The following is a 23,872-nucleotide window of genomic DNA, read 5'->3' as shown; positions in this document are numbered from 1 at the left end:
ATTCGAGGCCCCCGTGCCGGTCCCGGTCGGATTCGTCAACTGGCTCAAGGAGCACAGGTCGCGGACCGTGCTCGTCCCCGAGGAGGCCGTGTGATCAAGCTGGACCCGATCGAACGCGCGATCGCCGACACCCGCGAGGGCAAGGCGGTCGTGGTCGTCGACGACGAGAACCGGGAGAACGAGGGCGACATCATCTTCGCCGCGTCCAAGGCCACGCCGGAACTGCTGGCCTTCACCATCCGGCACAGCAGCGGCGTGGTCTGCGTGCCGATGCGCGGTGAGGACCTCGACCGGCTCGGCCTGCCGCTGATGGTGCACGACAACAGGGAACGCCTGCGCACCGCGTACACGATCAGCGTGGACGCCAGGGACGGGGTGAGCACCGGGATCTCCGCCGCCGACCGGGCCCGCACGATCCGTCTCCTGGCCGACTCCGCGACCGACCCGTCCGAGCTGGTACGGCCGGGTCACGTCTTCCCGCTCCGGTACCGGGAGGGCGGTGTCCTGGTCAGGCGCGGCCACACCGAGGCGGCCGTGGACCTGGCCAGGCTCGCCGGGCTGAGCGAGTCCGGCGTGCTCGCCGAGGTCGTCAACGACGACGGGACCATGATGCGGCTGCCGGAGCTGCGCCGCTTCTGCGACGAGCACGACCTGGCGCTCGTCTCGATCGAGCAACTGGTGGAGTTCCGGCGCAGGACCGAGCGGATGGTGACCAGGGTCGCCGAGACCCTGCTGCCGAACAGGTTCGGCGTGTGGCGGGCCTACGGCTTCGCGAGCTCGGTGGACGGCGGCGAGCATCTGGCCCTGGTCTTCGGCGACATCGAGGACGGCGAGAACGTCATGGTCAGGGCGCACTCCGAGTGCCTGACCGGCGACGTGCTCGGGTCGCTGCGGTGCGACTGCGGGGTGCAGCTGGAACACGCGATGTCCCGGATCGCCGCCGAGGGCCGAGGCGTGATCGTCTACCTGCGCGGGCACGAGGGACGCGGCATCGGGCTGCTGGCCAAGCTGCGGGCGTACAGCCTTCAGGACGCCGGCAGCGACACGGTCGACGCCAACCTGGAGCTCGGACTGCCGGTGGACGCGCGGGAGTTCTCCAACGCCGGGCAGATTCTCGCGGACCTGGGGGTGAAGTCGATCCGGCTGCTGACCAACAACCCGGCCAAGCTGCGCGGCATGGACGGCTACGGCATCAAGGTGATCGGTCGTGAGCCCATGCCGGTGGCGATGAACCCCTACAACGAGAAGTACCTGTCGGTCAAGCGCGACCGCCTTGGTCACGACATCCCCCAGGAGCGCGAATGAGCGAGCGTGGCAGGAGAGCCGGTATGGACGGGGTGTTCGCGAACGCGAACCGTGAGCGGAGTGAGTTGATCAGATGAGCGGGACAGGACGGCCGGTGGTGTCGGCCGTGGACGCGCGGGGGCTGACCGTCGGCATCGTGGCCGCCCGGTGGCACGAGGAGATCACCGATCAGCTCGTGGCGCGGGCCGTACAGGCGGGGGAGGACAGCGGCGCGGCGGTGACCGTGGTCCGGGTGGCCGGCTCGCTGGAGATCCCGGTCGTGGTGCAGGCCCTGGCCAGGCGCTGCGACGCGGTCGTCGCCCTCGGAGCCGTGATCCGCGGGGAGACCGCCCACTTCGACTACGTCTGCGACTCCGTCACCGCGGGCCTGACCCGGATCTCCCTCGACGAGCAGGTCCCGGTCGGCAACGGAGTGCTGACCTGCGAATCCCTCGACCAGGCCGTGGACAGGTCGGGGGTGCCGGGCAGTCACGAGGACAAGGGCTACGAGGCCACCGTCGCGGCGCTGGAGGCGGCGCTGCTGCTGCGCGAACTCCGCTCCTAGAGCACCGCCGACGCACCCCGCCGCGCCGTGTGATCGGTGCGGCGGGGACGTGCGATAGGTTGCCATCGGCACCGTGACCAGCCGTCGCAGCCGTTTTGATCGGTGGTTTCCCGAAGGATCGTGATCTGAGAGTGAGCCCGGAGAGCGTCTCCCCGCCCCCGTTGCCCGTCGTCTGGCGGCCCAAGAACGGGCGGATCGTGGCCTACGGCTTCGCGGGCGTGATCACGCTCGGCGCCATCCTGATGGCGATCTTCCTGCCGGCGCCGTTCACGCTGGCCGACAGGATCGGGATGCTCGTGCTGGGCCTCCTGATCGCCGGGGCCCTCCACCTGCTGGGGCGGTGCCGGGTGGAGGCCGACGAGCGGGGGATCACCGTCGTCAACCCGCTGAGGGTGCGCCGTTACGAGTGGGCCGAGGTGCTCGGGGTCACCCTGACCGCCCACGAGCCCTGGGCGAAGATCGACTTCGCCGACGGGATCACGGTCGGCGCCATGGGCCTGCAGGGGTCGGAGAAGAAACGCACGATGCGCCAGGTCCACGAGCTCGCCGCCCTCATCAGGGAGCGCGGCGAGGCGGACGAGGCCCGCTGAACCGCCGGCGGGCCGTCACCGCCTGAACGCGCCGGGTCCGGCGAGCCCCGTGGGGCCACTGTGGGGTCGCTGCGGGGCCGCTGTGGAACCCCGCGCGGCCGGGGTTCTCGGTGCTCAGGTCTCCTCGGCGAACCGCTCGGTCTTGTCGGTGTCGCCGGCCACGAGCAGGATGTCGCCGCTCTGCACCACCGTCTCCGAGGTGGCGTAGGTGAACCCGCCACCGGGCTTCTTGATGCCGACCACGGTGACCCCGTACTCGCTGCGGATGCCCAGCCGGCCCAGGCTCTTGCCGTCCGCCCACCCGGGCGCCATGGTCTTGATCAGGGCGTAGCCCTCGTCGACCTCCAGATAGTCGAGCATCCGCCCGATGACCAGGTGCGCGACCCGCTCGCCCATGTCGTGTTCCGGCTGCACCACGCGGTGCGCGCCGACCCGCTGCAGGATCCGGCTGTGCTGCAGACTGATCGACTTGGCCCAGATGTCCGACACTCCCAGGTCGGTCAGGATCGAGGTGGTCAGGATGCTCGCCTCGATGTCGGTGCCGATGCCGACCACGGCCCGGCCGAACTCCGCGATGCCGAGCTGCCGGAGGGCGTCCGGGTCCGTGGAGTCCGCGCACACCACGTGGGTGAGCCTGCCGGAGAAGTGCTGGACGTTCTTGGAGTCGTTGTCCACGCCGAGCACCTCGACGTCGCGGCTCACCAGCTCCGCCGCCAGAGCGCCGCCGAACCGCCCGAGACCGATGACCACGACCGCGTCGCCGCGGTTCTTCTTGTCAACCAACGAGGGGACGCTCCTCCGGATATCGGAACCGACGGGTCTGGACGTGCAGTGCCAGCGCGGCGCCCAGGGTCACCGGGCCGAGCCGCCCGACGAACATCAGGACGGTCAGGATCAGGTGCCCCGCGGTGCCGACGTCGGCGGTGATCCCCGTCGACAGCCCGACCGTGCCGAAGGCGGAGATCACCTCGAACAGTATGCGGTCGAGCTTGAAGGGGGTCGCCGTCATCATCGCGAACGTTCCCACCGCGACCGACGCCACACTCAGCAGCGCGATCGTCAGGGCCTGGCGCTGGAGCTGCTCGGGGACGCGGCGGCGGGCCGCCGAGACGTCGGGCTCGCCGCGCAGCTCGGCGAGGATCACGAAGCCCAGGAGTGCGAACGTCGTCACCTTGATGCCGCCCGCGGTGCCCGCGCTACCCGCGCCGATGAACATCAGCACGTCGCTGACCAGCCAGGAGTTCTCGCTCATCTGGGAGGTGTCGACGGAGTTCAGGCCGCCGCTGCGGGTCATCGTGCTGTGGAAGAACCCGGCCATGATCCGTAGTCCCGGGGAGAGACCGCCCATCGTGCCGGGGTTGTTCCATTCGATGACGGTGATGGCCAGCGTCCCGCCGAGCAGCAGCACCGCGGTCATCCACAGTGTGATCTTGGCGTGCAGCGACCAGCGCGACGGGCGACGCCAGTTCTCCCTCAGAACGGCGTAGACCGGGAAGCCGAGACCTCCGGCGATCACCGCCAGCGCGAGCGGGAGGCAGATCCACGGGTCGGTGACGAACCCCATGACGCTGTCCGACCAGAGGGCGAACCCGGCATTGGTGAATGCCGAGATTGCATGAAAAATCCCGTAATAGATGGCGCGGCCGACCGGCTCTCCGTACCCGATCACGAAGCGGGCGGCGAGCGCCGAGGCGGTCAGCACCTCGGCGACCAGCGTGACCTTGGCGACTCCCACGATCACCCGTCGCACGTCGCCGGGCCCGAGGGTCTTGGTCTCGGCCTGGGTGTTCAGGCGGGCGCGCAGGCCGAGCTTGCCGGAGACGAGCACGGCCAGGATCGAGGCGAGCGTCATGATCCCGAAGCCACCGATCTGCATCAGCACCATGAGCACGATCTCGCCGAAGAGCGACCAGTGCGCCGCGGTGTCGTGCATGGCCAGCCCGGTCACGCAGACCGCGGAGGTGGCGGTGAACAGGGCCGACGTCCACGAGGCATGCTGACCCTCCTCGACCGCCACGGGTAGCGACAGCAGCCCCGTACCGGTGAGGACCACGGCCAGGAACGCCACCACGACGACTCTGGACGGGGTGTTGATCTGGCCGAGGAGGTTCTTCACAGGGGGTGAGGATACTTCTTCGAGGGGCGGCGGTGGACCTGTCCGCCCTCGATACCCGACGCCGCCTCGCCGGGCCGGTTCCTCCCGCTGCCTCCCGGTGCCGCGGGTGCGGCGCGACAACGCGAGAACGCGACCACCGGGCGTAACCTGAGGTGGTGGTCAGGCGGACAATTGAGACATCCAACGTGCAGTCACCCGCGCAGCTGGCGGAGCTGCTCGACGAGCAGTCGTATCTGGCCGATACCGGGCTCGCCACGGCCGCCTTTCTCGCACTGCGGATGGGGCGCCCGCTGCTCCTCGAAGGCGAGGCCGGCGTCGGCAAGACCGAGCTGGCCAGAACCCTGGCCGCGCTGCTCGGGGCGCCGCTGATCCGCCTGCAGTGCTACGAGGGGCTGGACGCCGCCCAGGCGCTCTACGACTGGGACTTCGCCCGCCAGCTCCTGCACCTGAAGGCGGCGGAGGCGGGTGGGATCACCGACGCCGCCCGGCTGGAGGGGGAGGTCTACGATCGAAGGTTCCTGATCGCCAGGCCGCTGCTGAAGGCGATCGAGACCCAGCCCTCGGTATTGCTCATCGACGAGGTCGACCGCGCCGACGTGGAGTTCGAGGCGATCCTGCTGGAGGTGCTCTCGGACTTCGCGATCTCCATCCCCGAGCTCGGCACGGTCCGCGCCGCGCGGCCGCCGGTGGTCGTGCTGACCTCCAACCGCACCCGCGAGGTACACGACGCCCTGAAACGGCGCTGCCTCTACCACTGGCTGGAGCACCCCTCCTTCGAGCGGGAGGTGGCGATCCTGCGCAGGCGGCTCCCCGACTGTTCCGCGATCCTGGCCGAGCAGGTCGCTCACGCGACGGGACGGCTCCGCGAGGCCGACCTGATCAAGCCGCCGGGGATCGCCGAGACCCTCGACTGGACCGAGGCACTCCTGGCTCTCGGATCCCGTGAGCTCGACCCCGACGTGGCGGCGGCCACCCTGGGCGCCCTGCTCAAGCACAGGGAGGACCACGAGACCGTGCTCGGGAACGGATTCTTCGGTGTGGCCCGGCGCTGACGGCCCCGGCTTCCCCACCGGCGCGACCGGTGCTCCGGCGGATCGGGACACCGGCGGCCCGCCCGCCACGGATGACGGCGCCGCCCTTCCCGCCGGGAACGGCGAGGACCTGGTCGCGGTCATGACCGGTTTCGCCAGGACCCTGCGTGCCGCGGGGGTGCCCGCCGATCACGAGCGAACCCAGGGCCTGCTCCGCGCCCTGTCCCACCTGGACGCCGCGGAGCCCACCGACGTCTACTGGGCGGGCAGGCTCACGCTGTGCGCCTCGGCCGACGACCTGCCCCGCTACGACCGGGTCTTCGCGGCCTACTTCGAAGGGCGGCGCGCGGGCCGCGCGAGACCGGCGGCGATCACCGTCACCCGGCACACCGCGGCGCTGCCGCAGACCCGGCCCGATCGGGAGGAGAGCGGTGACTCCCCCGCGCTCGCGGCGACCGCGAGCGCGACGGAGGTGCTGCGCACCCGTGACGTGGCCAGGATGACGGGTCCGGAGCTGGCCGAGGTACACCGGCTGCTCGCCCTGCTGCGGGCGGGCCGGGAACGGCGCCGGTCGCGACGTTTCAGGCCCTCGCGCCGGGGGCGGCTGGACGGCAGGGCGACGATTCGCGAGACCCTGCGCAGGGGCGGGGAGATCGCCGGTCTCCGCTACCGCGCGCACCGGACCAGACCCCGCAGGGTCGTGCTGCTGGTCGACGTCAGCGGCTCCATGACCCCGTACGCGGACACGCTGCTCCGCCTGGCCCACGCGCTGGTCAGGTCGGAGCCCGGGGCCACCGAGGTGTTCAGTGCGGGCACCCGGCTGACGCGGCTCACCGCCGAGCTGAGCCACCGCGACCCGGCCACCGCGATGAACGCCGTCTCCCGTGCCATTCCCGACTGGAGCGGTGGCACCCGGCTGGGTGCGGAACTCCGGCGGCTCCTGGCGCTGAACGACGCGGCCGGCGCGACGGTGGTGATCGCGTCCGACGGGTGGGAGCGCGGCGACGTCTCGCTGCTGGGGGCGGAGATGGCCAGGCTGTCGCGGACGGCCCACCGGGTGATCTGGGTGAACCCGCACAAGGGGCAGGAGGGCTACCAGCCGCTCACCGCCGGCATGCGGGCCGCCCTTCCGCACATCGACGACTTCGTGGCCGGGCACAGCCTGGCCGCCTTCGAAGAGCTGGCAATGCTGCTGGGAGGCACTCGTGCGTGATGTTCTGTCGCAGGTCCTGCGCTGGTGGGAGGCGGGAGAGACGTTCGGCCTGGCCACCGTGGTCGACACCTTCCGCAGCGCCCCCCGGCCGCCGGGGGCGTCCATGGCGGTGCTCGGCGACGAGGCGGAGGGCAGCGTCTCGGGTGGCTGCGTCGAGGGGGCCGTCTACGAGCTGGCCCAGGAGGTGGTCTCCTCGGGCAGGCCCGTCCTGCAGCGGTACGGGGTGAGCGACGACGACGCCTTCTCCGTCGGCCTGACCTGCGGCGGCATCTTGGACGTGTTCGTCGAGCCGGTCTCTGCGAAGACCTTCCCCGAGCTGGGGTCGGTCGCCGCCTCGGTGCTCGGGCACGAGCCGGTGGCGGTGGCGACGATCCTGTCCGGGCCGGGCGCGGTGGGCAGCCGCCGGGTGATCTGGCCGGACCGCTCCTCGGGCTCCCTGGGGGTGGACCGGCTGAACGAGGCGGTGGACGACGACGTACGGGGCATGCTGGCGCAGGGGCTGACGGGCGTCCGCAGGTACGGGGCACAGGGGGAGCGGCGGCTCGACGAGTTGTCGGTCTTCGTGCAGTCCTTCGCGCCGCCGCCCCGGATGCTGGTCTTCGGCGCGATCGACTTCGCCGCCGCGGTCGCCAGGATCGGCAAGTTCCTCGGTTACCACGTGGTCGTGTGCGACGCCCGGCCGGTCTTCACCACGGCCAAGCGCTTCCCCGAGGCCGACGAGGTGATCGTCAAGTGGCCGCACGACTACCTCACCTCGGTCACCGTGGACGAGCGGACCGCGATCTGCGTGCTCACCCACGACCCCAAGTTCGACGTCCCCCTGCTGGAGGTGGCCCTGCGCACCCCGGCGGGCTACGTCGGCGCCATGGGATCGCGCCGTACCCACGAGGACCGGCTGGCCAGGCTCGCGCGGGCGGGGCTGGGGGAGGCCGAGCTGAAGCGGCTCCGCTCGCCGATCGGCCTGGATCTGGGCGCGCGCACCCCCGAGGAGACCGCGGTCTCCATCGCCGCCGAGCTGATCCAGCTGCGCTGGGGCGGCTCGGGCAGGCCGCTGACCGACGGCTCCGGCCGGATCCACGGCGACGGCTCGGTTCACGGCGATGACCCGGTTCACGGCGACGGGCCCGGCGCGTGAGTACGGCCGGAGCGGAACCGGCGGGAACGGTGAGCGCGGGGCTGCTGCTGGCCGCCGGGTCCGGCTCGCGGCTCGGCACGCCGAAGGCGCTGGTGGAGTTCGGCGGGGAGCGGCTGGTGGACCGGGGGGTCAGGGTGCTCCAGGACGGTGGCTGCCGGCCCGTGGTCGTGGTGCTCGGGGCGGCCGCCGTCCGGGTGCCGGGGGCGCTGACCGTCCACAACCCGGACTGGAGTTCGGGGATGGGCTCCTCGCTCAGGGCCGGTCTGGACGCGATCCCCGCCACCGCCGAGCACGTGGTGATCAGCCTGGTGGACCAGCCGTTCGTCGGCCCGGCGGCGGTGGAGCGGCTCATCCGGGCCGCGGAGCGGGGTGCCTCGGTCGCCGTCGCCACCTACGGCGGGGCGCGGCGGAACCCGGTGCTGATCGCCAGGGAGCACTTCGCGGAGGTCTCCCGGCTCGCGACCGGCGACGCCGGAGCACGCCCGTTCCTGAAGGCCCATCCCGAACTGGTCGTCGCGGTCCCCTGCGACGACGTGGCGGACCCCGCCGACATCGACACCCCGGCGGACCTGTCGGCGCTGCGGGCCCGCTCCGACGTCGCCGCCCGAGCCGCCCGGCCCGGCTGAGCCCGGCGGCTTCACGGGCCTGTTCCGGCCTCGCCGCCCGAGTCGCCGCCTGAGTCGCCGCCCGAACCCCCTGAGCCCCACCTGGGCGGACCCGCCGGAGCCAAGGGCCCGTTCCGGCCTCGCCGCCCGAGCCCTCCGGGCCTTCCGGACCCTCAGGCCCGGCTGGTCAGTCCGGTCAGTCCGGTCAGTCCGGTTTCTGGGAGGTCAGGCGCAGCGAGGCGAAGGCGGCGCGGTGGTCGCTGCCCGCAGCCCGCTCGACGCCCGCCCCGGTGGCGGTCAGGCCGCGGTAGAGGATGTGGTCGGGACGGGTGACGGGGAAGGCCGCGGGCCAGGTGAAGCCGAACCCCGTACCGGCCTCCTGCTGGGCGTCCGACAGCGGCGGCACCAGGCCGGAGCGCTTGCGGTCGGTGGTGGCGGTGTTGAGGTCGCCGAGCAGCAGCAGGCGCGCGCTGCCGTCCTTGTCGATCATCCTGCGGGCGTAGGCGAGGGTCTCGTCACGCTGCGCGGTCTGGCCCGGCCGGGCGGAGGCGAGGTGCATGACGTACACGGTCAGTCTCCCCTTGGGGGTGGCGACCACCGCTCGCAGCGCCCGTGCCCAGTCGAGGCCGATGTCGGCCTTGCGGGCCTCGACGATCGGGAACCGGCTCCACAGGCCGACCGTGGCGATCCGGTAGTGATGGGGAAAGCGTTCGCTGAGGATCTCCGCCGCCGGGCCTCCTGCGGTCAGCTCCTGCACCGCGACCAGGTCACGGCCCTTGGAGACCGACCGTACGGCCTCGGCCGAGTCGGCGTTGGCCGCGCCCACGTTGAGCGTGGCGACCGACAGGTCGCTGGGGCCGCCGGGCGGGCTGCGCAGCAGCGTCGGGCCGAACATGAGGCCCCAGACGATCGCCGGGAGCAGCGTCGCGAAGATCACCTGCCATGAGCGGGTGGCCAGCGCGCAGATCAGCAGGATGGGTATCGCGACGCCGAGCCAGGGAAGGAGGCTCTCCAGCACGGGGGTGAACCCGCCCAGTTCCGGCAGGAGCCGGTGCCCTCCAAGAGTCAGGGCCAGGGCTCCCGCCACCACGATGATCGACCGCCTCAGCACACCCCTCCTCGTCGCCGTCAAAGATCCCCTACCCCGGAATGCGTAGGCTACCGGCCCGGCGGGCGGGGCTTGGTGCTTCGGCGGTGAGTCGATAGCCTTTACAGCCAAGGCAACGGAACAACATTCGGTTTCGTCGGCGCTGCGGAAGGACGATCTCACGATGCGTATCGGTATGGCCCTGAGCTACTCGGGAGGCTTCAAGGAGACGGTGGCCGAACTGGCCGACTACGAGAGGGCCGGCCTCGACATCGTCTTCGTCGCCGAGGCATACAGTTTCGACGCGGTCAGCCAGCTGGGCTACATCGCGGCCAAGACCGAGAGGCTGCAGATCGCCTCCGGCATCCTGCCGATCTACTCCCGCACCCCCACCCTGCTGGCCATGACCGCGGCGGGCCTGGACTACGTCTCCGACGGCCGCTTCACCCTCGGCCTGGGGGCCTCGGGACCGCAGGTCATCGAGGGCTTCCACGGTGTCCCGTACCACGCCCCGCTCGGACGCACCCGCGAGGTCATCGAGATCTGCCGCCAGGTGTGGCGGCGTGAGCGCCTGAACTACGAGGGCAGGCACTACACCGTCCCGCTCCCCGCGGACCAGGGGACCGGTCTCGGCAAGCCGCTGAAGCTCATCAACCACCCGATCCGCGACCGCATCCCCGTCGTGATCGCCGCCATCGGTCCCAAGAACGTCGAGCTGGCCGCCGAGCTGGCCGAGGGCTGGGAGCCGATCTTCTACATGCCGGAGAAGGCCGCCGAGGTGTGGGGGGCCTCCCTGGCGGCGGGCCGGGCCAAGCGGGACCCGGCGCTGGGAGAGCTGGACGTGATCGCCCAGGCGTCGCTGGCCATCGGCGACGACGTCTCGGGCTGGCTGGAGCTGGGCCGCCCGATGGCCGCCCTCTACATCGGCGGGATGGGGGCCAAGGGCAGGAACTTCTACAACGACCTCGCCCGCAGGTACGGCTACGAGAAGGAGGCCGAGCAGATCCAGAACCTCTACCTGGAGGGAAAGAAGGACGAGGCAGCCGCACTCGTTCCGGGGGAGATGCTGGAGAAGATGTCGCTGATCGGCTCGGAGGGGCATGTCAGGGAGCGGCTGCAGGCGATGCGCGAGTCGGGTGTCACGACCATCAACGTCGCCCCGCTGGGACGCACCCACGCAGAGCGCCTGCGGCTCATCGAGAAGGTCAGGGAACTCGCCTCCTGACCCGCCGCGCGGGAGACCGGGAGCCGGTGGGCGTGCGATCGGCGGGTTCCGGTTCCGGGAGGGGCCGGCGAGATAGGGCCAAGAGGACGACATTGGTCAAATCGGCCAATAACATGCGTGCCATGACCGTCATCCACGTACGGCGCCGTGAGAACCTCGCGGCCCTTCTCCCCGCTCACGAGGCGGATGCGATCCTGGTCACCGGCGGCGTGAACGTGCGCTACCTGACCGGCCTGGCCAGCTCCAACGCGGCGGTCCTGGTCCGGGCCGACGCCGGCGCCACGCTGGCCACCGACTCCCGCTACATCGGGGCCGCCCGGCGGCTGTGCGCCGACATCGAGGTGGTCGAGGAACTCGACGTCGCCGGGGCGCTGCTGCCGGAGAGCGGCCGGACGGGCATCGAGGCCGACCACATGTCCGTCGCCACCTACTTCCGGCTGGGCGGCGACCGGCTCCGCCTGTCGAAACTGGTGGAGTCGGTGCGCATGGTCAAGGACGACGCCGAGATCGATCTCATCCGCACCGCGTGCGAGCTCACGGACCGGGCCTTCGCCGAGGTCCTGCCCGAACTGCGTCCGGGGCTGACCGAGAAGGAGGTGGCCAGGGCGCTGGAGCGCCGGATGGTCGAGCTGGGCGCGGACGGGCTCGCCTTCGACACGATCGTCGCGAGCGGGCCCAACGGCGCGATCCCGCACCACTCGCCCTCGGACCGGCCGCTGGAGCGCGGAGACCTGGTCACCATGGACTTCGGGGCGCTGTACCGGGGCTACCACGCCGACATGACCAGAACCGTGGCGATCGGCGAGCCCGCCGGCTGGCAGCGCGAACTGTACGACCTGGTCCGCGCCTCCCAGCGGGCCGGCCGCGGGGCCGTGCGGACCGGTGCGGCGCTCCACGAGGTGGACGCCGCGGCCCGCGACCTGATCGCCGAGGCGGGATACGGGGAGTTCTTCAAGCACGGCCTCGGCCACGGAGTCGGGCTGGAGATCCACGAGATGCCGTTCCTGTCTCCGCGAAAGCCAGAGCCTGACCACGAGCACGCTAGAATAGAGGACCGAGTTCCGGTCACGGTTGAACCTGGGGTATATCTTCCCGGCAGGGGCGGTGTCCGCATCGAGGACACGCTCGTGGCGCGTGATGGCGGGCCGGAACTTCTCACCCGGACGACCAAAGAGCTGCTCGTCCTCTAAGAGCGGCCGTACGCAGGAGAGAACTAGTGGCGACGACGAACGACCTCAAGAACGGCCTGGTGCTCAAGCTCGACGGCGGTGAGCTCTGGGCTGTCGTGGAGTTCCAGCACGTCAAGCCCGGCAAGGGCGGCGCGTTCGTCCGCACCAAGCTCAAGAACGTGCTATCGGGCAAGGTCGTCGACAAGACCTTCAACGCGGGCGTCAAGGTCGAGGTGGCCAACGTCGACAAGCGCGAGATGCAGTTCTCGTACATGGACGGCGACGACTACGTCTTCATGGACACCGAGACCTACGACATGCTCCATGTCTCCAGGGTCGCGGTCGGCGACTCCGCCAACTACCTGCTGGAGAACATGCTGGCCACCGTGGCGATCAACGAGGGCAACGTCCTCTACGTCGACCTGCCCGCGGCCGTCGAGCTGATCGTCGCCGAGACCGAGCCCGGCCTCCAGGGCGACCGCTCCACCGGCGGCACCAAGCCCGCCAAGCTGGAGACCGGTGCCGAGATCAAGGTGCCGCTGTTCATCACCACCGGCGAGAAGGTCAAGGTCGACACCCGCACCGGCGATTATCTCGGCCGCGCCTGATGTCGGCACGGGGTAAGGCGCGCAGGCGCGCGCTGGACATCCTCTTCGAGGCGGAGGCACGGAGCGAGGACCCGCTCAGCGTTCTCGCCGAGCGCCTGGAGCGGGCCGAGCCGCCCGTGAACGAATACACCGCGACGATCGTCGAAGGCGTGTGCAGGCACCGGACGCGCATCGACGAGCTGATCACCGCCTACGCCGACGGCTGGACGCTCGACCGCATGCCCGCGGTCGACCGCAACCTCCTGCGTGGCGGCACCTACGAGCTGCTGTGGATGCCCGACGTCCCCGAGGGCGTCGTCATCAGTGAGTGGGTCAGCCTGGCCTCCGAGCTGTCGACCGACGAGTCGCCGCAGTTCGTCAACGGCCTGATGGCCAGGTTCAAGCAGCTCAAGCCGTCGCTGACGCTCTAGCCGCGCCCCGCGGGGAGCCGATCTCCGTCTCCCCGCCTCGGCGCACATCCCCACGGCTCCTCATCCACTCGCACACCCCCGCAGCCCGGACGGGCGCTCATCCGGCACCTCCCCCGGACGCCCCCCTTTCCCCGCGGATCCGACCGCCTTCCCCCGGGCACGCCGGCCGGGTCCGTCCGCACGGGGAAAAAGACTCGATCAATTACGAGTATGGATAGTCCTTGGGCCGCGCCGGGGGACGCGCGGCGTAGGCTGGGCTCGTCACGTATGAGGAGGCGATCTGAAGTTGCACGCCGTAGGCATCTCACGGCACGCAGGCACCCCGGCGGTCCGCACCGCGGTCGTATGGGACGTCCTGAGCGCCGTGCTGGCCGAACGGGTGGCCGCGACGGGCCGTGACCGGCTCGACATCGTCGACGCCGGGGGCGGCACGGGTGGTTTCGCCGTTCCCCTGGCCGACCTGGGCCACGCCGTGACGGTCGTCGACCCCAGCCCCGACTCGCTCGCCGCGCTGGAGCGCCGCGCGGCGGAGGCGGGGGTGGAGGTGCGCGCCCTGCAGGGTGACGCCGCGGACCTGGGGGAGCTGCTCCCGAGCGGTGGCACCGACCTGGTGCTCTGCCACAGCGTGCTGGAGTACGTGGAGGATCCGGTCGGCGCGGTGACGGCCATGGCCGGCCTGCTGCGCGAGGGCGGCGTGATCAGCGTGCTCGCCGCGAACCCGCTCGCCGCCGCGCTGCATCGGGCCTTCGCCGGGCGCTTCGACGAGGCCCGCCGGGTCCTGGACGACCCCGAGGGCCGCTGGGGCGACCGCGACCCCACCCCCAGGCGCTTCACCCGCGAGGCACTGGAGCGGCTTCTCGCCGTGACCGGCTTCGCGCCCGGCGAGGTGCACGGTGTGCGGATCTTCGCCGACCTGGTGCCCAGCAGGCTGCTCGACGGAGAACCCGGAGCCGCACGCGCCCTGGTCGACCTGGAGCAGGCGGCGGCGGCGCACCCGGTTCTCCGCGACATCGCGACCCAACTGCATGTGCTTGGCCACCGGTGAACACCACATCGAACGCGTGTTCCCGTAGAATGGCGTCGTGTCGAGAAAGCAGCAGATGCCGCGTCCGGAATCGGACCTGGGGACGGACGACACCGGCTGCCCGATCCTCCACGTCGACATGGACGCCTTCTACGCAGGTGTCGAGCTGCGCGATCGCCCCGAGCTCAGCGGAACCCCCGTCATCATCGGCGCGCCCGGCGCGCGCGGGGTGGTGCTCAGCGCCACCTACGAGGCCCGGAGGTTCGGGGTGCACTCGGCCATGCCCATGACCCGGGCCCGACGGCTCTGCCCTCACGCGGTGATCATCCCGCCGAGCCGCGGCAAGTACGCGGAGGTCTCCCGGCGTGTCATGGAGATCTTCCAAACCTTCACCCCCGAGGTCGAGCCGATAGCCTCCGATGAGGCGTTCCTGGACGTCGGCGGGGCACGCAAGCGCCTCGGCCCCCCGGCGGAGATCGCCCGGATGATCCGTGAACAGGTCGTGCGCGAGCAGGGCGTCACCTGCTCCGTGGGAGTCGCCAACAGCAAGTTCGTGGCAAAGCTCGCCTCGCGCCACTGCAAGCCGGACGGACTGTTCGTGGTTCCCGCCGACAGGGTGGTCGACTTCCTGCACCCGCTCCCGGTGGCGGCGCTGTGGGGTGTCGGGGAGCGCACCGAGCGATCGCTGGCCCGGCTCGGCATCAAGACGGTCGGCGATCTCGCCAGGGTCCCGGTGGACACGCTCCGGCGCGAGCTGGGGCAGGCGGCGGGCGAGCACCTCGCGGCGCTCGCCTGGGGGCGTGACGAGCGCCCCGTGACCCCGCACGTTCCCGACAAGAGCATCGGCGCGGAAGAGACATTCGCCACAGACATCGCAGACCCCGTGGAGATCCGCAGGGAGCTTCTCCGGCTCTCCGAGCGGGTCGCGGCCAGACTCAGGCAGGGGGGCAGCGTCGGCCGCACGGTCAGCGTCAAGCTCCGCCGCGCCGACTTCACCACCCTGTCCCGCTCCCGGAGCCTGCGCGAGCCCACAGACGTAGCCAAGATCCTGTACGACGTCGCCTGCGCCCTCTACACCGCCTCCGGCCTGGAGAACGTCCAGCTGAGGCTGGTCGGAGTCCGGGTGGAGAACCTCAGCCCGGCCGACGGGGCGAGCAGGCAGCTCGGCCTCGGAGAGCGTGAGACGGGCTGGCGGGAAGCCGAGCAGGCGATGGACAGGGCCGCCCGCAGATTCGGTCACAATGCGGTGCTCCCGGCCTCCCTTGTTCGCCCGCCGTTTGATGGAATAGATCCATGACGCGGCCTCCGGTTTGGACTACGTTGGACGTTTTCTTTCGTCTACGTCTACAGCCTCGTATTCTGGGGATAACCGACCGCGAGGTTCGGACACCCCGTGTCGTCCGTCACCGTCTTCCCCGTCCTGGGGCTGTCCTTGGGAGGCGCCGTGCCGCTCTCTGAGCACGAGCAGCGCTTGCTCGACCAGATCGAGCAGGCACTCTACGCCGAGGACCCGAAGTGGGCCAATACCGTCAGGATCAGTGATCCCCGCAGCCACTACAGGCGCCGCCTGGTGAAGGCCTCCATCGGCTTCATCCTGGGTGTCGTCCTGCTGATGGTCGGCGTTGTGATCATCAACATCCCGCTCGGCGTCGGCGGTTTCGTGGTCATGCTCGCCGCGTGTCTGTGGGGTCTGTCCAGCTGGAAGCGGATGAACGGGTTCGGTGAGGCCGGCGCGGCCGTACCGTCCGATCAGCCGCGAGGCAAGGGGGGACGCCGCAGTGGCTCCCGCCAGAGCTTCATGGAACGCATGGAGGAGCGCTGGCGCCGTCGTAACGACGAGCACTAGCCGCCGGGCTCGCCGCCGTTCGCGGCGGCGGATCTCCTCCCCGACCCCCTGACGACGAGGGCCGCTCCCGACTGGAAGCGGCCCCTGCCATCCGGTGAACCCGCCCTGCTCAGGCGCCCTTCCCGGTCGGCCTGCGGAGCCGGATGTTCTCCAGCCGGTCGAAGCCGTCCAGCGCCCGCCCGCCGAGCCCCCGCATCCGCAGGAGCGTGGAGGGCGGCAGCAGCACAGCCCTGATCCGCCTGCCACGGGTCACGGTGGCGCCCAGCGCCCGCCGCGCACTTCGCAGGTCCGCACGGAGCGTGCCGGTCTCACCCGGGGTCCTGGCGTAGAGCGTCCGCTCCACCGCCGAGGTGATCCTCCCCAGCGCGGCGGCGGCCTCCGGTTCGAACCCGTACTGCTCCGTCAGCCGCCTGGCCAGCGCGCGCGGGCTCTCACTCGGCTGCCGTGACATCCCGTAGTCGCACAGCACGTCATCGAGTTCGGCCCAGGACGCCCGCACCGCCGACTCCCGCCGCATGACCCTGACTGCCGTGGCGCCGGTCGGATCCTCGCCGTCGGGATCCCTGACCTGCCGGGTGTGGTACCTGCCGCGGCGGGCCCGTAGCTGCCAGCGGATCATCGCCGGAATCAGCGCGACCAGCAGCGCGATCACGACTCCGATGCCGATTCGCGCGGCCGGCGGCATGCCCTCGTCCAGTGCGATCGGCAGGCCGCCGGAGTCGAGGTCGAGCGTCCGGTCACGGCGGCCGGCCGCCGCCCCGCCGGTGGGGTCGGAGTCGCCGGGGTCCGCCGACGGGGCCGTGATCGGCTCGTCGGGGGTGGCCGACGTCACCTCGGGCCGGGTGTAGGAGGGCACCGTCGCGCTGCCCTGGCCCGCCCCGCCCGTCGGTGTGGGTTCGAAACGGAGCCATCCGGTTCCCTCGAAGTACAGCTCGGGCCAGGCGTGCGAGTCATGGGTGCGCACCTGCCACTGCCCGGACAGGTTGCCGCCTCCGGTGTAGCCGATGGCGACCCGGGAGGGGATGCCCAGGACGCGCGCCAGCACCGCCATGGAGGCGGCGAACTGCTCGCAGTAGCCGATCCTGTTGCGGATCAGGAACTCCGTCAGCGCCGGGCCGTCGTGCCCCTGAGTGGACAGGTCGTAGGTGAACCCGCCCTTTTTCGTGAAGAACTCCTGCAGCTGAATCGCCTGCTCGTACTGGCTGGAGTCGCGCTTGGTCACCCGGGTGGCCAGTTCCCTGATCTCCTCGGGAAGGCTCTCCGGCAGTCCCAGGTACCGTTCCTTGATCGCCGGGGCCGCCGGATCCGCCGCCCTGAGCTTCTCCGCCGTGGGCTCGGGCTCGGCGGTGACCACCTGGTAGGTCAGGCCCTCGGCGGTGTTCCTGGTGGAGAAGACCATGAGCGTGTCGCGGTCGGGCCGCCAGTCGCCCTCCACCGTGACCCTGGACGCGGGGTAGGGCAGTGGCAGGAAACTCAGCCTCCTGACCTGCTCGCTCACCGTGATGTCGAGGGTCGCCGGCGTGACGGGCACGTCCACGTCCTGGCCGGGGGGCGGTGGCATGGGTGAGTCGGAGGTCCGGTCCTCGGGGCGGCCCCTGGGCTCCGACATCGTCCACTGCTCGCCGTCGAAGACGTCGAGGGAGTACATCCGCAGGTAGCGCGCCGCGCCGTCGCTGGCCGTGTAGGTCAGCACCGTGGAGTTCTCCGGCAGCGACAGCTGGCCGCGCAGGTTGACGATGGGGTTCGGGATGCTGATCGAGTTGCCGCCACCCTTGCCGTTGCCCACCCCGAACGAGAACAGCGGGTTGGGCTCCAGCGGAGGGAGCAGCAAGGGCAGCAGGACGGCCAGCACGATCGCGGTGAAACCGATGCGCCTGCCGGACAGCCGTAGCCTCCCGGCATCGGAGGAGGGCCGCGTGACGGTGAAGGAGGACGTCCGGCGCACCAGCACCGCCCGGCCCCAGTGGCTGACCCGCTCCCGCCCGTCGGCGACGAGCACGCCGAGATAGCCCAGGGCACCGATGATGAACGCCGGCCAGCTGATCGGCTCGGCGACCACCGCCGCCGGGACGACGAACAGCGCCAGCAGCGGCAGCCCGGTGAGGGCCGCCCTGCGCAGCCGCGCGGCCAGCAGGTCGACGGTGATCGCGATCAGGCCGACGCCGCCGCAGGTGAGCAGGACGATTCCGTCGCTGTCCGGCACGGGGGCGGCGAACCGCTGGATGTCGGCGAAGCCCGTCGCCAGCAGCTCGGCCAGTGCCAGGACCGACTCCTTCGTGGGCACCACCCTCGCCCACGCCTCGTCGCCGGTGAACACCGTGGTCAGGTAGATCCAGACCGCGAGCACCTGGGCGGGCGGCACCAGCCAGCCGGGCAGCCTGTAGTGGCCGGCCAGCACGCCGATCCCGGTCACGACCAGGATCGCGCCGAGGCTGGTCCAGAACCAGGCGCCGCCCTGGAAGAGGGGATAGAGCGCGATCGCGACCGCTCCCGTGGCCACGCCCGACGCGATGGGAAGTCTCATGCGTTGCCCCTGCTCGCCAAGGATCGCCCGCGCTGCGCGGCGTCCTGCCACACGCTCGCGACGGAGGCGCCGGCGGCCAGTCGCACGACGCGCCAGCCCGTCCCCGTCAACACCGCCCGCGCCGCCTGGAAGTCCTCGTTCTCGCCGAGTTCGGGATGATCCCATCCCGCCACGTCCAGCATCACGGCCACGCCGGTCATGTTGCCGTGCCTGACCCTGGCCAGCTCCTGGGCCTGGTCGAGGTCCATCCTGCCGAGCACGGCCACGATCAGCCCGTCGCCGCCGCCCTGGCGCAGCGCGCCGACGCCGTACTCCAGCGACCGCGCCGGGCTGGCCCGTACCACGGCCAGGGTGTCCAGCAGCGACAGGCTCAGCCCGCTGTCGGTGAGGTGCTCGGCCCCCTGGTCGGTGACCAGGCGCAGGCCGAGACCCTCATGGGCCAGGTGCACGCCGATGGAGGCGGCGGCCGAGACCGCGGTCTCGAACGACGAGCGCGGGCCCTCACCCCGGTGGGCGTACCGCCGGGTGTCCAGCAGCAGCGCACCTCTGCTCTGCCACTGCTGCTCCTCGCGCCGGACCATCAGCTCGCCGTGCCTGGCGGTCGAGCGCCAGTGCACCCGCCGCAGGTCGTCGCCCTGCCGGTACTCGCGCGGGGCGACGTCGTCGTCCCCCGCCGCCGCGACGCTTCTGGTACGGCTGTCACCGCCGCCCGTCCACTCGCCGACCAGACGGACCTGGGGCAGCGCCACCACCTGGGGCGTCACCATCAGCGTGTCGCTGATGGTGAACGACCTGGTCAGCTCGACCAGGCCGAAGGGATCGCTGATCCGGATGGAGAGCGGGCCGATGGTGAAGCGGCCGCGCAGGTCGGAGCGGACCCGGTAGTCGATCTCCCGGATACCCTGCGGCTCCACCCGGTCCAGCACGAACCTGGGCCGGGCGCCGAGGGCGTAGGGAACGGTGTCCTCGACCATCAGCAGACCGGTCGGCAGCCGGGTGACGTTCTCCAGCCGCAGCGTCACGGTGGCCTCGCTGCCCACCTCGGTCCTGGGCGGATCCAGACGCCGCGCGCAGCTCAGCCGGTAGCGGGTGCGGGCGACCACCATGGCCGCCAGCAGCGGCAGCGAGACGATCAGCACGCCGATCCTGAGCAGGTCGTGCTCGCCGAGGAGGAAGGCGCACAGCAGCGCCGCGACGCCGGACGCGATGAAGGACCGGCCGCGGGCGGTGAGCGCCTTGAGGCCGGAGGTCACCGGGCCTGGGCCTCGGGAACGGGAACCCGGCGGACCAGGTCGGCGATCACCTGCTCGGGCGGGCGGCGCTGCCCCTGAGCCTCGATGCTGGGCAGCAGCCGGTGCGCCAGCACGGGGATGGACAGCTCCTGCAGGTCGTCGGGAATGACGTAGTCGCGACCGGCGAGCGCCGCGTGCGCCCGTGAGGCCCTGACCAGTTGCAGGGTCGAGCGAGGAGAGGCGCCCAGCCTCAGGTCGGGGGACTGGCGGGTGGCGGTCACCAGGTCGATCGCGTACTTCTTGATCGGCTGGGAGACGTAGACCCCGCGCACCGCCTCGATCAGCGCCCGCACCTCTTCGGTGGTGGCCACCGGCTCCAGCTTGTCCAGCGGGGAGGCGGCGCCGTGCACGTCGAGCATCTCCAGCTCCGCGGAGGGGGCCGGGTAGCCCATCGCGATCCTGGCGGTGAACCGGTCGCGCTGAGCCTCGGGCAGGGGGTAGGTGCCCTCCATCTCGATCGGGTTCTGTGTCGCGATCACCATGAAGGGGGAGTCCAGCCGGTAGGTCGCCCCGTCGACCGTGACCTGCTGCTCCTCCATGCACTCCAGCAGCGCCGACTGGGTCTTCGGGGAGGCACGGTTGATCTCGTCGCCCACCACGATGTTGGCGAAGACCGGGCCCGGCTTGAACTCGAACTCCCTGGTCTGCTGGTTGTAGGCGCTCACTCCGGTGATGTCGCTCGGCAACAGGTCGGGGGTGAACTGCACGCGGCGCACCGGGCAGTCGATGGAGCGCGCCAACGCCTTGGCGAGCATGGTCTTGCCGACTCCGGGCACGTCCTCGATGAGCAGGTGGCCCTCGGCGAGTAGTACGGTCAAGGTCAGGCGGATGACGTCACTTTTGCCTTCGATCACCGATTCGATCGACTGGCGGATCCGGTGCGCGGTGACAACAAGATCATCGAGCTGAGGTGAGACGTCATGAGTTACTGCCACCAGGCCTCCATGAGGATGCGGCGGTTGTGCGCCGGGGGTTGCCGTTGCGGAATCTTTGCGATCCCGTTACTCATTCTGTTTACGACCCTACGGCGCCGCGCGTTCCAACGGCGACCTTATGTGGTCATCAAGGATGATTTCGGGTGATCAGCCACAGTGTGCGCCATGATCGTCGCGTTCCTGTGCGAGTGACGTGTCGATCCTGTGACGGGCATGGTGCTGTTTCACCTTCCATCATTCTTCACCGCCTTACAGTCCATTTCATGATCTTTGGACTATTCGGCAATCTTCCCGACACGCCCATGACGTATGACGGGCCGCTTACCCCCTCCACTCCGCACCACCCCATTTGAACTGGGGAAATGTCGACGAAACCTGCCGTGAAGAGGCGCGGAATCAGTTGACGGTGGAGAGAAGTGGAGTATGGTGGTGCGCAGTGGAGGGCAAGGCCGCGACGCCTGGTTTTCCGCTGGGCACGGGAGGTGGAGCCGATGTTCCTCGGCACTCACCACCCGCGTCTCGATGAGAAGGGACGGCTGTTCCTGCCGGCGAAGTACCGTGAGGAGCTGGCGGAGGGTCTGGTGATCACCAAAGGCCAGGAGCGTTGCCTCTACGTCTTTCCCGTAGAGGAGTTCCAGCGCATAACCGAGGCTCTGCGCAACGCGCCGGTGACCGCCAAGGCGGTCCGTGACTACAGTCGTGTCCTCTTCGCCAGCGCATCCGACGAGGTCGCCGACAAGCAGGGACGGATCACCGTTCCGCAGGCTCTGCGCGAATACGCCAGCCTGCGCCGTGACTGCGTGGTCATCGGAGCCAACACCCGGCTGGAGATCTGGGACGCGCACGCCTGGAGCGCCTATCTGGCCGACCAAGAGCAGGCTTTCGCCGATCTGTCGGAGGAGGTGCTGCCAGGGATTTTGTGACTCCACGGTCGACTCATCGGTAAAACGTCGTTCGGCGAGGTCTCCACCCGCAACCACCTGCCCGTCAGCTGATGCACCTTCCCCGGTGTCAGGTGACGGACGGATACGCGGGTGCGGATGGGGACCTGGCCGGACGGCCCCGGGGGTGGGGGCCAGTTTCAAGACACCGATGAGCGTCCGCCGCGCGTCCACGGGACGGGGCGGGAAATAAGGAGGGTTGCGCTTCATGCGCGCCGAGAACCACAGCCATGATCTCCAGGCGCCGGGGGGGCACGTCCCGGTCATGCTCGACCGGGTGCTGGAGTTGCTCGCTCCGGCGCTGGCCCGCCCCGCCCCGGTGCTCGTCGACGCCAACCTCGGACTCGGCGGCCATGCCGAGGCGCTGCTCGCCGCGCACCCCTCGCTTCACCTGATCGGGATCGACCGCGACCCCACCGCCATCGAGCGCTCCACGGCCAGGCTCGCGCCGTACGCGAACCGGATCACGCTGGTGCGCGCGGTCTCCGACGAGCTCTCCGAGGTGCTGGCCGACGCCGGCCACCCCCGGGTCGACGCGGCCCTGTTCGACCTGGGGGTCTCCTCCCCGCAACTGGACGAGGCCGAGCGTGGTTTCGCCTACTCCTACGACGCGCCGCTGGACATGCGGATGGACCGTGACGAGGAGCTCACGGCCGAGATCGTGGTCAACACCTATCCGGCCGCCGAGCTGATCCGGATCCTGCGGGATTACGGAGAAGAACGATTCGCCCCGCGTGTCGCGCATCTAATCCTCAAGGAAAGGGCCAGGGAGGCCATAACGTCTACCAAGCGGCTTGCGGAGATCGTCCGGACGGCGATCCCCGCGGCTACGCGCAGGACCGGGGGCAACCCCGCTAAAAGGACTTTTCAGGCGTTGCGGATCGAGGTGAACGCGGAGTTGACGGCGCTGGAACGCGCGCTCCCAGCCGCGCTCGACGCATTGACGCTGGGCGGGCGCGTCGTCGTGCTCGCGTACCACTCCCTCGAGGACCGGCTGACAAAGCAGGTCATCACCGCGCGGACCAGGGACACCGGCCCTGTTGGCCTCCCTGTCCCGCTGCCGGCTCACCAGCCGCGGTTCGCGCTCCTGACGAGGGGAGCCGAGCTTCCGAGCGAAGAGGAGGTGGCCCGCAACCCGCGGGCGGCCTCTGCCCGGTGTCGGGCGGCAGAGAGGATCCGTGAGGCAGTTGACGAGGAGTGAGACAGACGTCCGACGTGCCGCGCCCAGCCGTGCCGTGCCCGGTCGCGGCGCGCGTCCCGTGCGTGTCCCCCGCGCGATGCCGCAGGGGCGCCGCAGCGGTCCGGTCAGGCCCGTCTCCGGTCCGGCCGCGCCGGCCCAGGCGGCTCCCGCGGCCCGTCGCGCGCGGGCGCCGAGGGCTCCCTTCCTGCTGCTCGTGGTCGGCCTGCTCTGCGGCGGCCTGGTCAGCCTGCTGCTGCTGAACGCCGTGCTCGCCAAGGACTCCTTCCGGGCCAACGGGCTGCGCAAGGAGATCAGCGGGCTGCGCATCGAGAAAGAGGCGAAGCAGAGCGAGAACATGCGGAGGGAGATGCCCGACGCGGTCGCGAAGAACAACGAGTACCAGGGGCTTGGGCCCGACTGGGACACCGCGCGCGTCATCAACCCCGACAAACCCGCCAGCAGGGCCGCCAGCGACGGTCAGACGCCCGCAGGGCAGGAGCGAGTGCCGGGCACGGGCCGGTGAGAGAGAGCGGCGAACGAGGGCCCGGACAGGGCCGCGGCGGCTCCTCGGGCGGATCGGCGGGAAACTCCGGCCGCCGGTCTCCCGGCGGCCCCGGCCGGACGGGCGGTCCCGGCGGAGCCTCGGACGTCCCCGGCAAGCCCGGTTCCGATGGCACCGGGCCTTCCGGTGCTCCCGGTGTCCCCGACAGCCCCGGCGGGCCCGCCTCCCCGGGCAGGCCCCCGGCGTCCGGCAGGTCCGGCTCGTCGAGATCGTCTGGTTCCTCTGGCGCCGGCCGTGCGGGTTCCGCCGGCCGGGGGCAGGGCGTCGACGGGCCGGGTAGGCCCGGTTCCTCGGGCAGGTCGTCCGGTTCCGGTCGCGCGGGCTCTTCGGGCAGACCGTCCACCACGGGCTCCGGCCGGGCGGGTCCTCCGGCCAGAGGACAGGGAGACGAGAAGGCGTCCGGTGCGGCCAGGGGGCGATCCTCCGCCGAAGGACCCGGTAAGGGCCAGGGGGCAGGGCGGACCGGCGGGTCGGGCTCCGCCGCGAGGCCGTCCGCCTCGGGCGGCTCCGGCCGGGCCTCCACCTCCGGC

Annotated in this window: 23 protein-coding genes; 17 read left to right on the top strand and 6 right to left on the bottom strand. The window is 70.9% G+C overall.

Annotation, left to right across the window (positions count from 1 at the left end; all coding sequences use genetic code 11):
* Window positions 1-90 precede the first annotated feature (90 nt).
* The 3 genes from ABZ260_RS11935 to ABZ260_RS11925 all read left to right on the top strand — a co-directional run bounded on the left by ABZ260_RS11935 (window position 91) and on the right by ABZ260_RS11925 (window position 2,439).
* Window positions 91-1,305, top strand: coding sequence for a bifunctional 3,4-dihydroxy-2-butanone-4-phosphate synthase/GTP cyclohydrolase II (locus ABZ260_RS11935; RefSeq protein WP_350924479.1), 1,215 nt, complete (start codon window positions 91-93; stop codon window positions 1,303-1,305).
* A 73-nt stretch (window positions 1,306-1,378) separates the two neighbouring features.
* Window positions 1,379-1,849, top strand: a complete 471-nt coding sequence (gene ribH, locus ABZ260_RS11930; protein ID WP_355615917.1) for a 6,7-dimethyl-8-ribityllumazine synthase — start codon at window positions 1,379-1,381, stop codon at window positions 1,847-1,849.
* 131 nt (window positions 1,850-1,980) lie between these two features.
* A complete protein-coding gene (locus ABZ260_RS11925) occupies window positions 1,981-2,439 on the top strand; it encodes a PH domain-containing protein (RefSeq protein WP_350953534.1) in 459 nt (152 codons plus the stop codon).
* A gap of 114 nt (window positions 2,440-2,553) precedes the next feature.
* On the opposite strand, the gene ABZ260_RS11920 is transcribed toward ABZ260_RS11925, so the two are convergent.
* Together ABZ260_RS11920 and ABZ260_RS11915 are read right to left on the bottom strand one after the other, a co-directional pair.
* Entirely contained in the window at window positions 2,554-3,222 is a 669-nt protein-coding gene (locus tag ABZ260_RS11920) for a TrkA family potassium uptake protein (protein ID WP_355566978.1), read from the bottom strand.
* Window positions 3,215-4,555: a potassium transporter TrkG gene (locus ABZ260_RS11915; protein ID WP_355615915.1), complete on the bottom strand. Its 1,341-nt coding sequence runs from the start codon at window positions 4,553-4,555 to the stop codon at window positions 3,215-3,217. The genes ABZ260_RS11920 and ABZ260_RS11915 overlap by 8 nt, the downstream gene beginning before the upstream one ends.
* A gap of 185 nt (window positions 4,556-4,740) precedes the next feature.
* Between ABZ260_RS11915 and ABZ260_RS11910 the strand changes: the two genes are divergently transcribed.
* The 4 genes from ABZ260_RS11910 to ABZ260_RS11895 are packed head-to-tail and all read left to right on the top strand — an operon-like array spanning window position 4,741 to window position 8,560.
* The gene (locus ABZ260_RS11910; protein WP_355566971.1) at window positions 4,741-5,607 is read left to right on the top strand and encodes a MoxR family ATPase; all 867 of its coding nucleotides are present in this window, start codon (window positions 4,741-4,743) and stop codon (window positions 5,605-5,607) included.
* A complete protein-coding gene (locus ABZ260_RS11905) occupies window positions 5,591-6,799 on the top strand; it encodes a VWA domain-containing protein (RefSeq protein ID WP_355615912.1) in 1,209 nt (402 codons plus the stop codon). Before ABZ260_RS11910 ends, ABZ260_RS11905 begins: the two co-directional genes overlap by 17 nt.
* Window positions 6,792-7,934, top strand: a complete 1,143-nt coding sequence (locus ABZ260_RS11900; protein ID WP_355615910.1) for an XdhC family protein — start codon at window positions 6,792-6,794, stop codon at window positions 7,932-7,934. The genes ABZ260_RS11905 and ABZ260_RS11900 overlap by 8 nt, the downstream gene beginning before the upstream one ends.
* Window positions 7,931-8,560, top strand: a complete 630-nt coding sequence (locus ABZ260_RS11895; protein WP_355615908.1) for a nucleotidyltransferase family protein — start codon at window positions 7,931-7,933, stop codon at window positions 8,558-8,560. The genes ABZ260_RS11900 and ABZ260_RS11895 overlap by 4 nt, the downstream gene beginning before the upstream one ends.
* 184 nt (window positions 8,561-8,744) lie before the next feature.
* On the opposite strand, the gene ABZ260_RS11890 is transcribed toward ABZ260_RS11895, so the two are convergent.
* On the bottom strand, window positions 8,745-9,650 hold the full coding sequence (locus ABZ260_RS11890; protein WP_355615906.1) for an endonuclease/exonuclease/phosphatase family protein: 906 nt from the start codon (window positions 9,648-9,650) through the stop codon (window positions 8,745-8,747).
* Between the two features lie 160 nt (window positions 9,651-9,810).
* Between ABZ260_RS11890 and ABZ260_RS11885 the strand changes: the two genes are divergently transcribed.
* The 7 genes from ABZ260_RS11885 to ABZ260_RS11855 all read left to right on the top strand — a co-directional run bounded on the left by ABZ260_RS11885 (window position 9,811) and on the right by ABZ260_RS11855 (window position 15,908).
* Window positions 9,811-10,851, top strand: coding sequence for an LLM class F420-dependent oxidoreductase (locus ABZ260_RS11885; RefSeq protein ID WP_355615904.1), 1,041 nt, complete (start codon window positions 9,811-9,813; stop codon window positions 10,849-10,851).
* 122 nt (window positions 10,852-10,973) lie between these two features.
* Window positions 10,974-12,041, top strand: a complete 1,068-nt coding sequence (locus ABZ260_RS11880; protein ID WP_355615902.1) for an aminopeptidase P family protein — start codon at window positions 10,974-10,976, stop codon at window positions 12,039-12,041.
* A gap of 26 nt (window positions 12,042-12,067) precedes the next feature.
* Window positions 12,068-12,628 (top strand): elongation factor P, encoded by a 561-nt coding sequence (efp, locus tag ABZ260_RS11875; protein WP_343979490.1) that lies wholly within the window; start codon window positions 12,068-12,070, stop codon window positions 12,626-12,628.
* Entirely contained in the window at window positions 12,628-13,038 is a 411-nt protein-coding gene (nusB, locus tag ABZ260_RS11870) for a transcription antitermination factor NusB (protein ID WP_350924503.1), read from the top strand. The genes efp and nusB overlap by 1 nt, the downstream gene beginning before the upstream one ends.
* Before the next feature lie 286 nt (window positions 13,039-13,324).
* A complete protein-coding gene (locus tag ABZ260_RS11865; protein WP_355615899.1) occupies window positions 13,325-14,083 on the top strand; it encodes a methyltransferase domain-containing protein in 759 nt (252 codons plus the stop codon).
* 55 nt (window positions 14,084-14,138) lie between these two features.
* Complete coding sequence (gene dinB / locus ABZ260_RS11860; protein WP_355615932.1) at window positions 14,139-15,359, top strand: DNA polymerase IV; 1,221 nt, start codon at window positions 14,139-14,141, stop codon at window positions 15,357-15,359.
* Window positions 15,360-15,506: 147 nt separating this feature from the next.
* The gene (locus tag ABZ260_RS11855) at window positions 15,507-15,908 is read left to right on the top strand and encodes a DUF3040 domain-containing protein (RefSeq protein ID WP_030909878.1); all 402 of its coding nucleotides are present in this window, start codon (window positions 15,507-15,509) and stop codon (window positions 15,906-15,908) included.
* A gap of 109 nt (window positions 15,909-16,017) precedes the next feature.
* Here the strand turns inward: ABZ260_RS11855 and ABZ260_RS11850 are convergent, their stop codons facing one another.
* Genes ABZ260_RS11850 through ABZ260_RS11840 form a run of 3 tightly spaced genes read right to left on the bottom strand, consistent with a single transcriptional unit; the run spans window position 16,018 to window position 20,659 of the window.
* Window positions 16,018-18,432, bottom strand: coding sequence for a DUF3488 and transglutaminase-like domain-containing protein (locus tag ABZ260_RS11850; RefSeq protein ID WP_355615897.1), 2,415 nt, complete (start codon window positions 18,430-18,432; stop codon window positions 16,018-16,020).
* Window positions 18,429-19,685, bottom strand: coding sequence for a DUF58 domain-containing protein (locus tag ABZ260_RS11845; protein WP_355615895.1), 1,257 nt, complete (start codon window positions 19,683-19,685; stop codon window positions 18,429-18,431). Before ABZ260_RS11845 ends, ABZ260_RS11850 begins: the two co-directional genes overlap by 4 nt.
* Complete coding sequence (locus ABZ260_RS11840) at window positions 19,682-20,659, bottom strand: MoxR family ATPase (RefSeq protein ID WP_350924511.1); 978 nt, start codon at window positions 20,657-20,659, stop codon at window positions 19,682-19,684. The genes ABZ260_RS11845 and ABZ260_RS11840 overlap by 4 nt, the downstream gene beginning before the upstream one ends.
* Before the next feature lie 491 nt (window positions 20,660-21,150).
* Here ABZ260_RS11840 and mraZ point away from each other — a divergent pair, with 491 nt between their 5' ends.
* The 3 genes from mraZ to ABZ260_RS11825 all read left to right on the top strand — a co-directional run bounded on the left by mraZ (window position 21,151) and on the right by ABZ260_RS11825 (window position 23,303).
* Entirely contained in the window at window positions 21,151-21,582 is a 432-nt protein-coding gene (gene mraZ, locus ABZ260_RS11835; RefSeq protein ID WP_350924513.1) for a division/cell wall cluster transcriptional repressor MraZ, read from the top strand.
* A 226-nt stretch (window positions 21,583-21,808) separates the two neighbouring features.
* Window positions 21,809-22,801, top strand: a complete 993-nt coding sequence (gene rsmH / locus ABZ260_RS11830) for a 16S rRNA (cytosine(1402)-N(4))-methyltransferase RsmH (RefSeq protein ID WP_350924515.1) — start codon at window positions 21,809-21,811, stop codon at window positions 22,799-22,801.
* Between the two features lie 58 nt (window positions 22,802-22,859).
* On the top strand, window positions 22,860-23,303 hold the full coding sequence (locus tag ABZ260_RS11825; RefSeq protein WP_355615893.1) for a hypothetical protein: 444 nt from the start codon (window positions 22,860-22,862) through the stop codon (window positions 23,301-23,303).
* The last annotated feature ends 569 nt before the right edge of the window (window positions 23,304-23,872 follow it).

Source organism: Streptosporangium sp. NPDC006013, from assembly GCF_040614275.1.
Lineage (GTDB): Bacteria > Actinomycetota > Actinomycetes > Streptosporangiales > Streptosporangiaceae > Streptosporangium.
The sequence above is the reverse complement of the archived record's forward strand: the minus strand, read 5'-3'. Positions and strand labels throughout refer to the sequence as shown.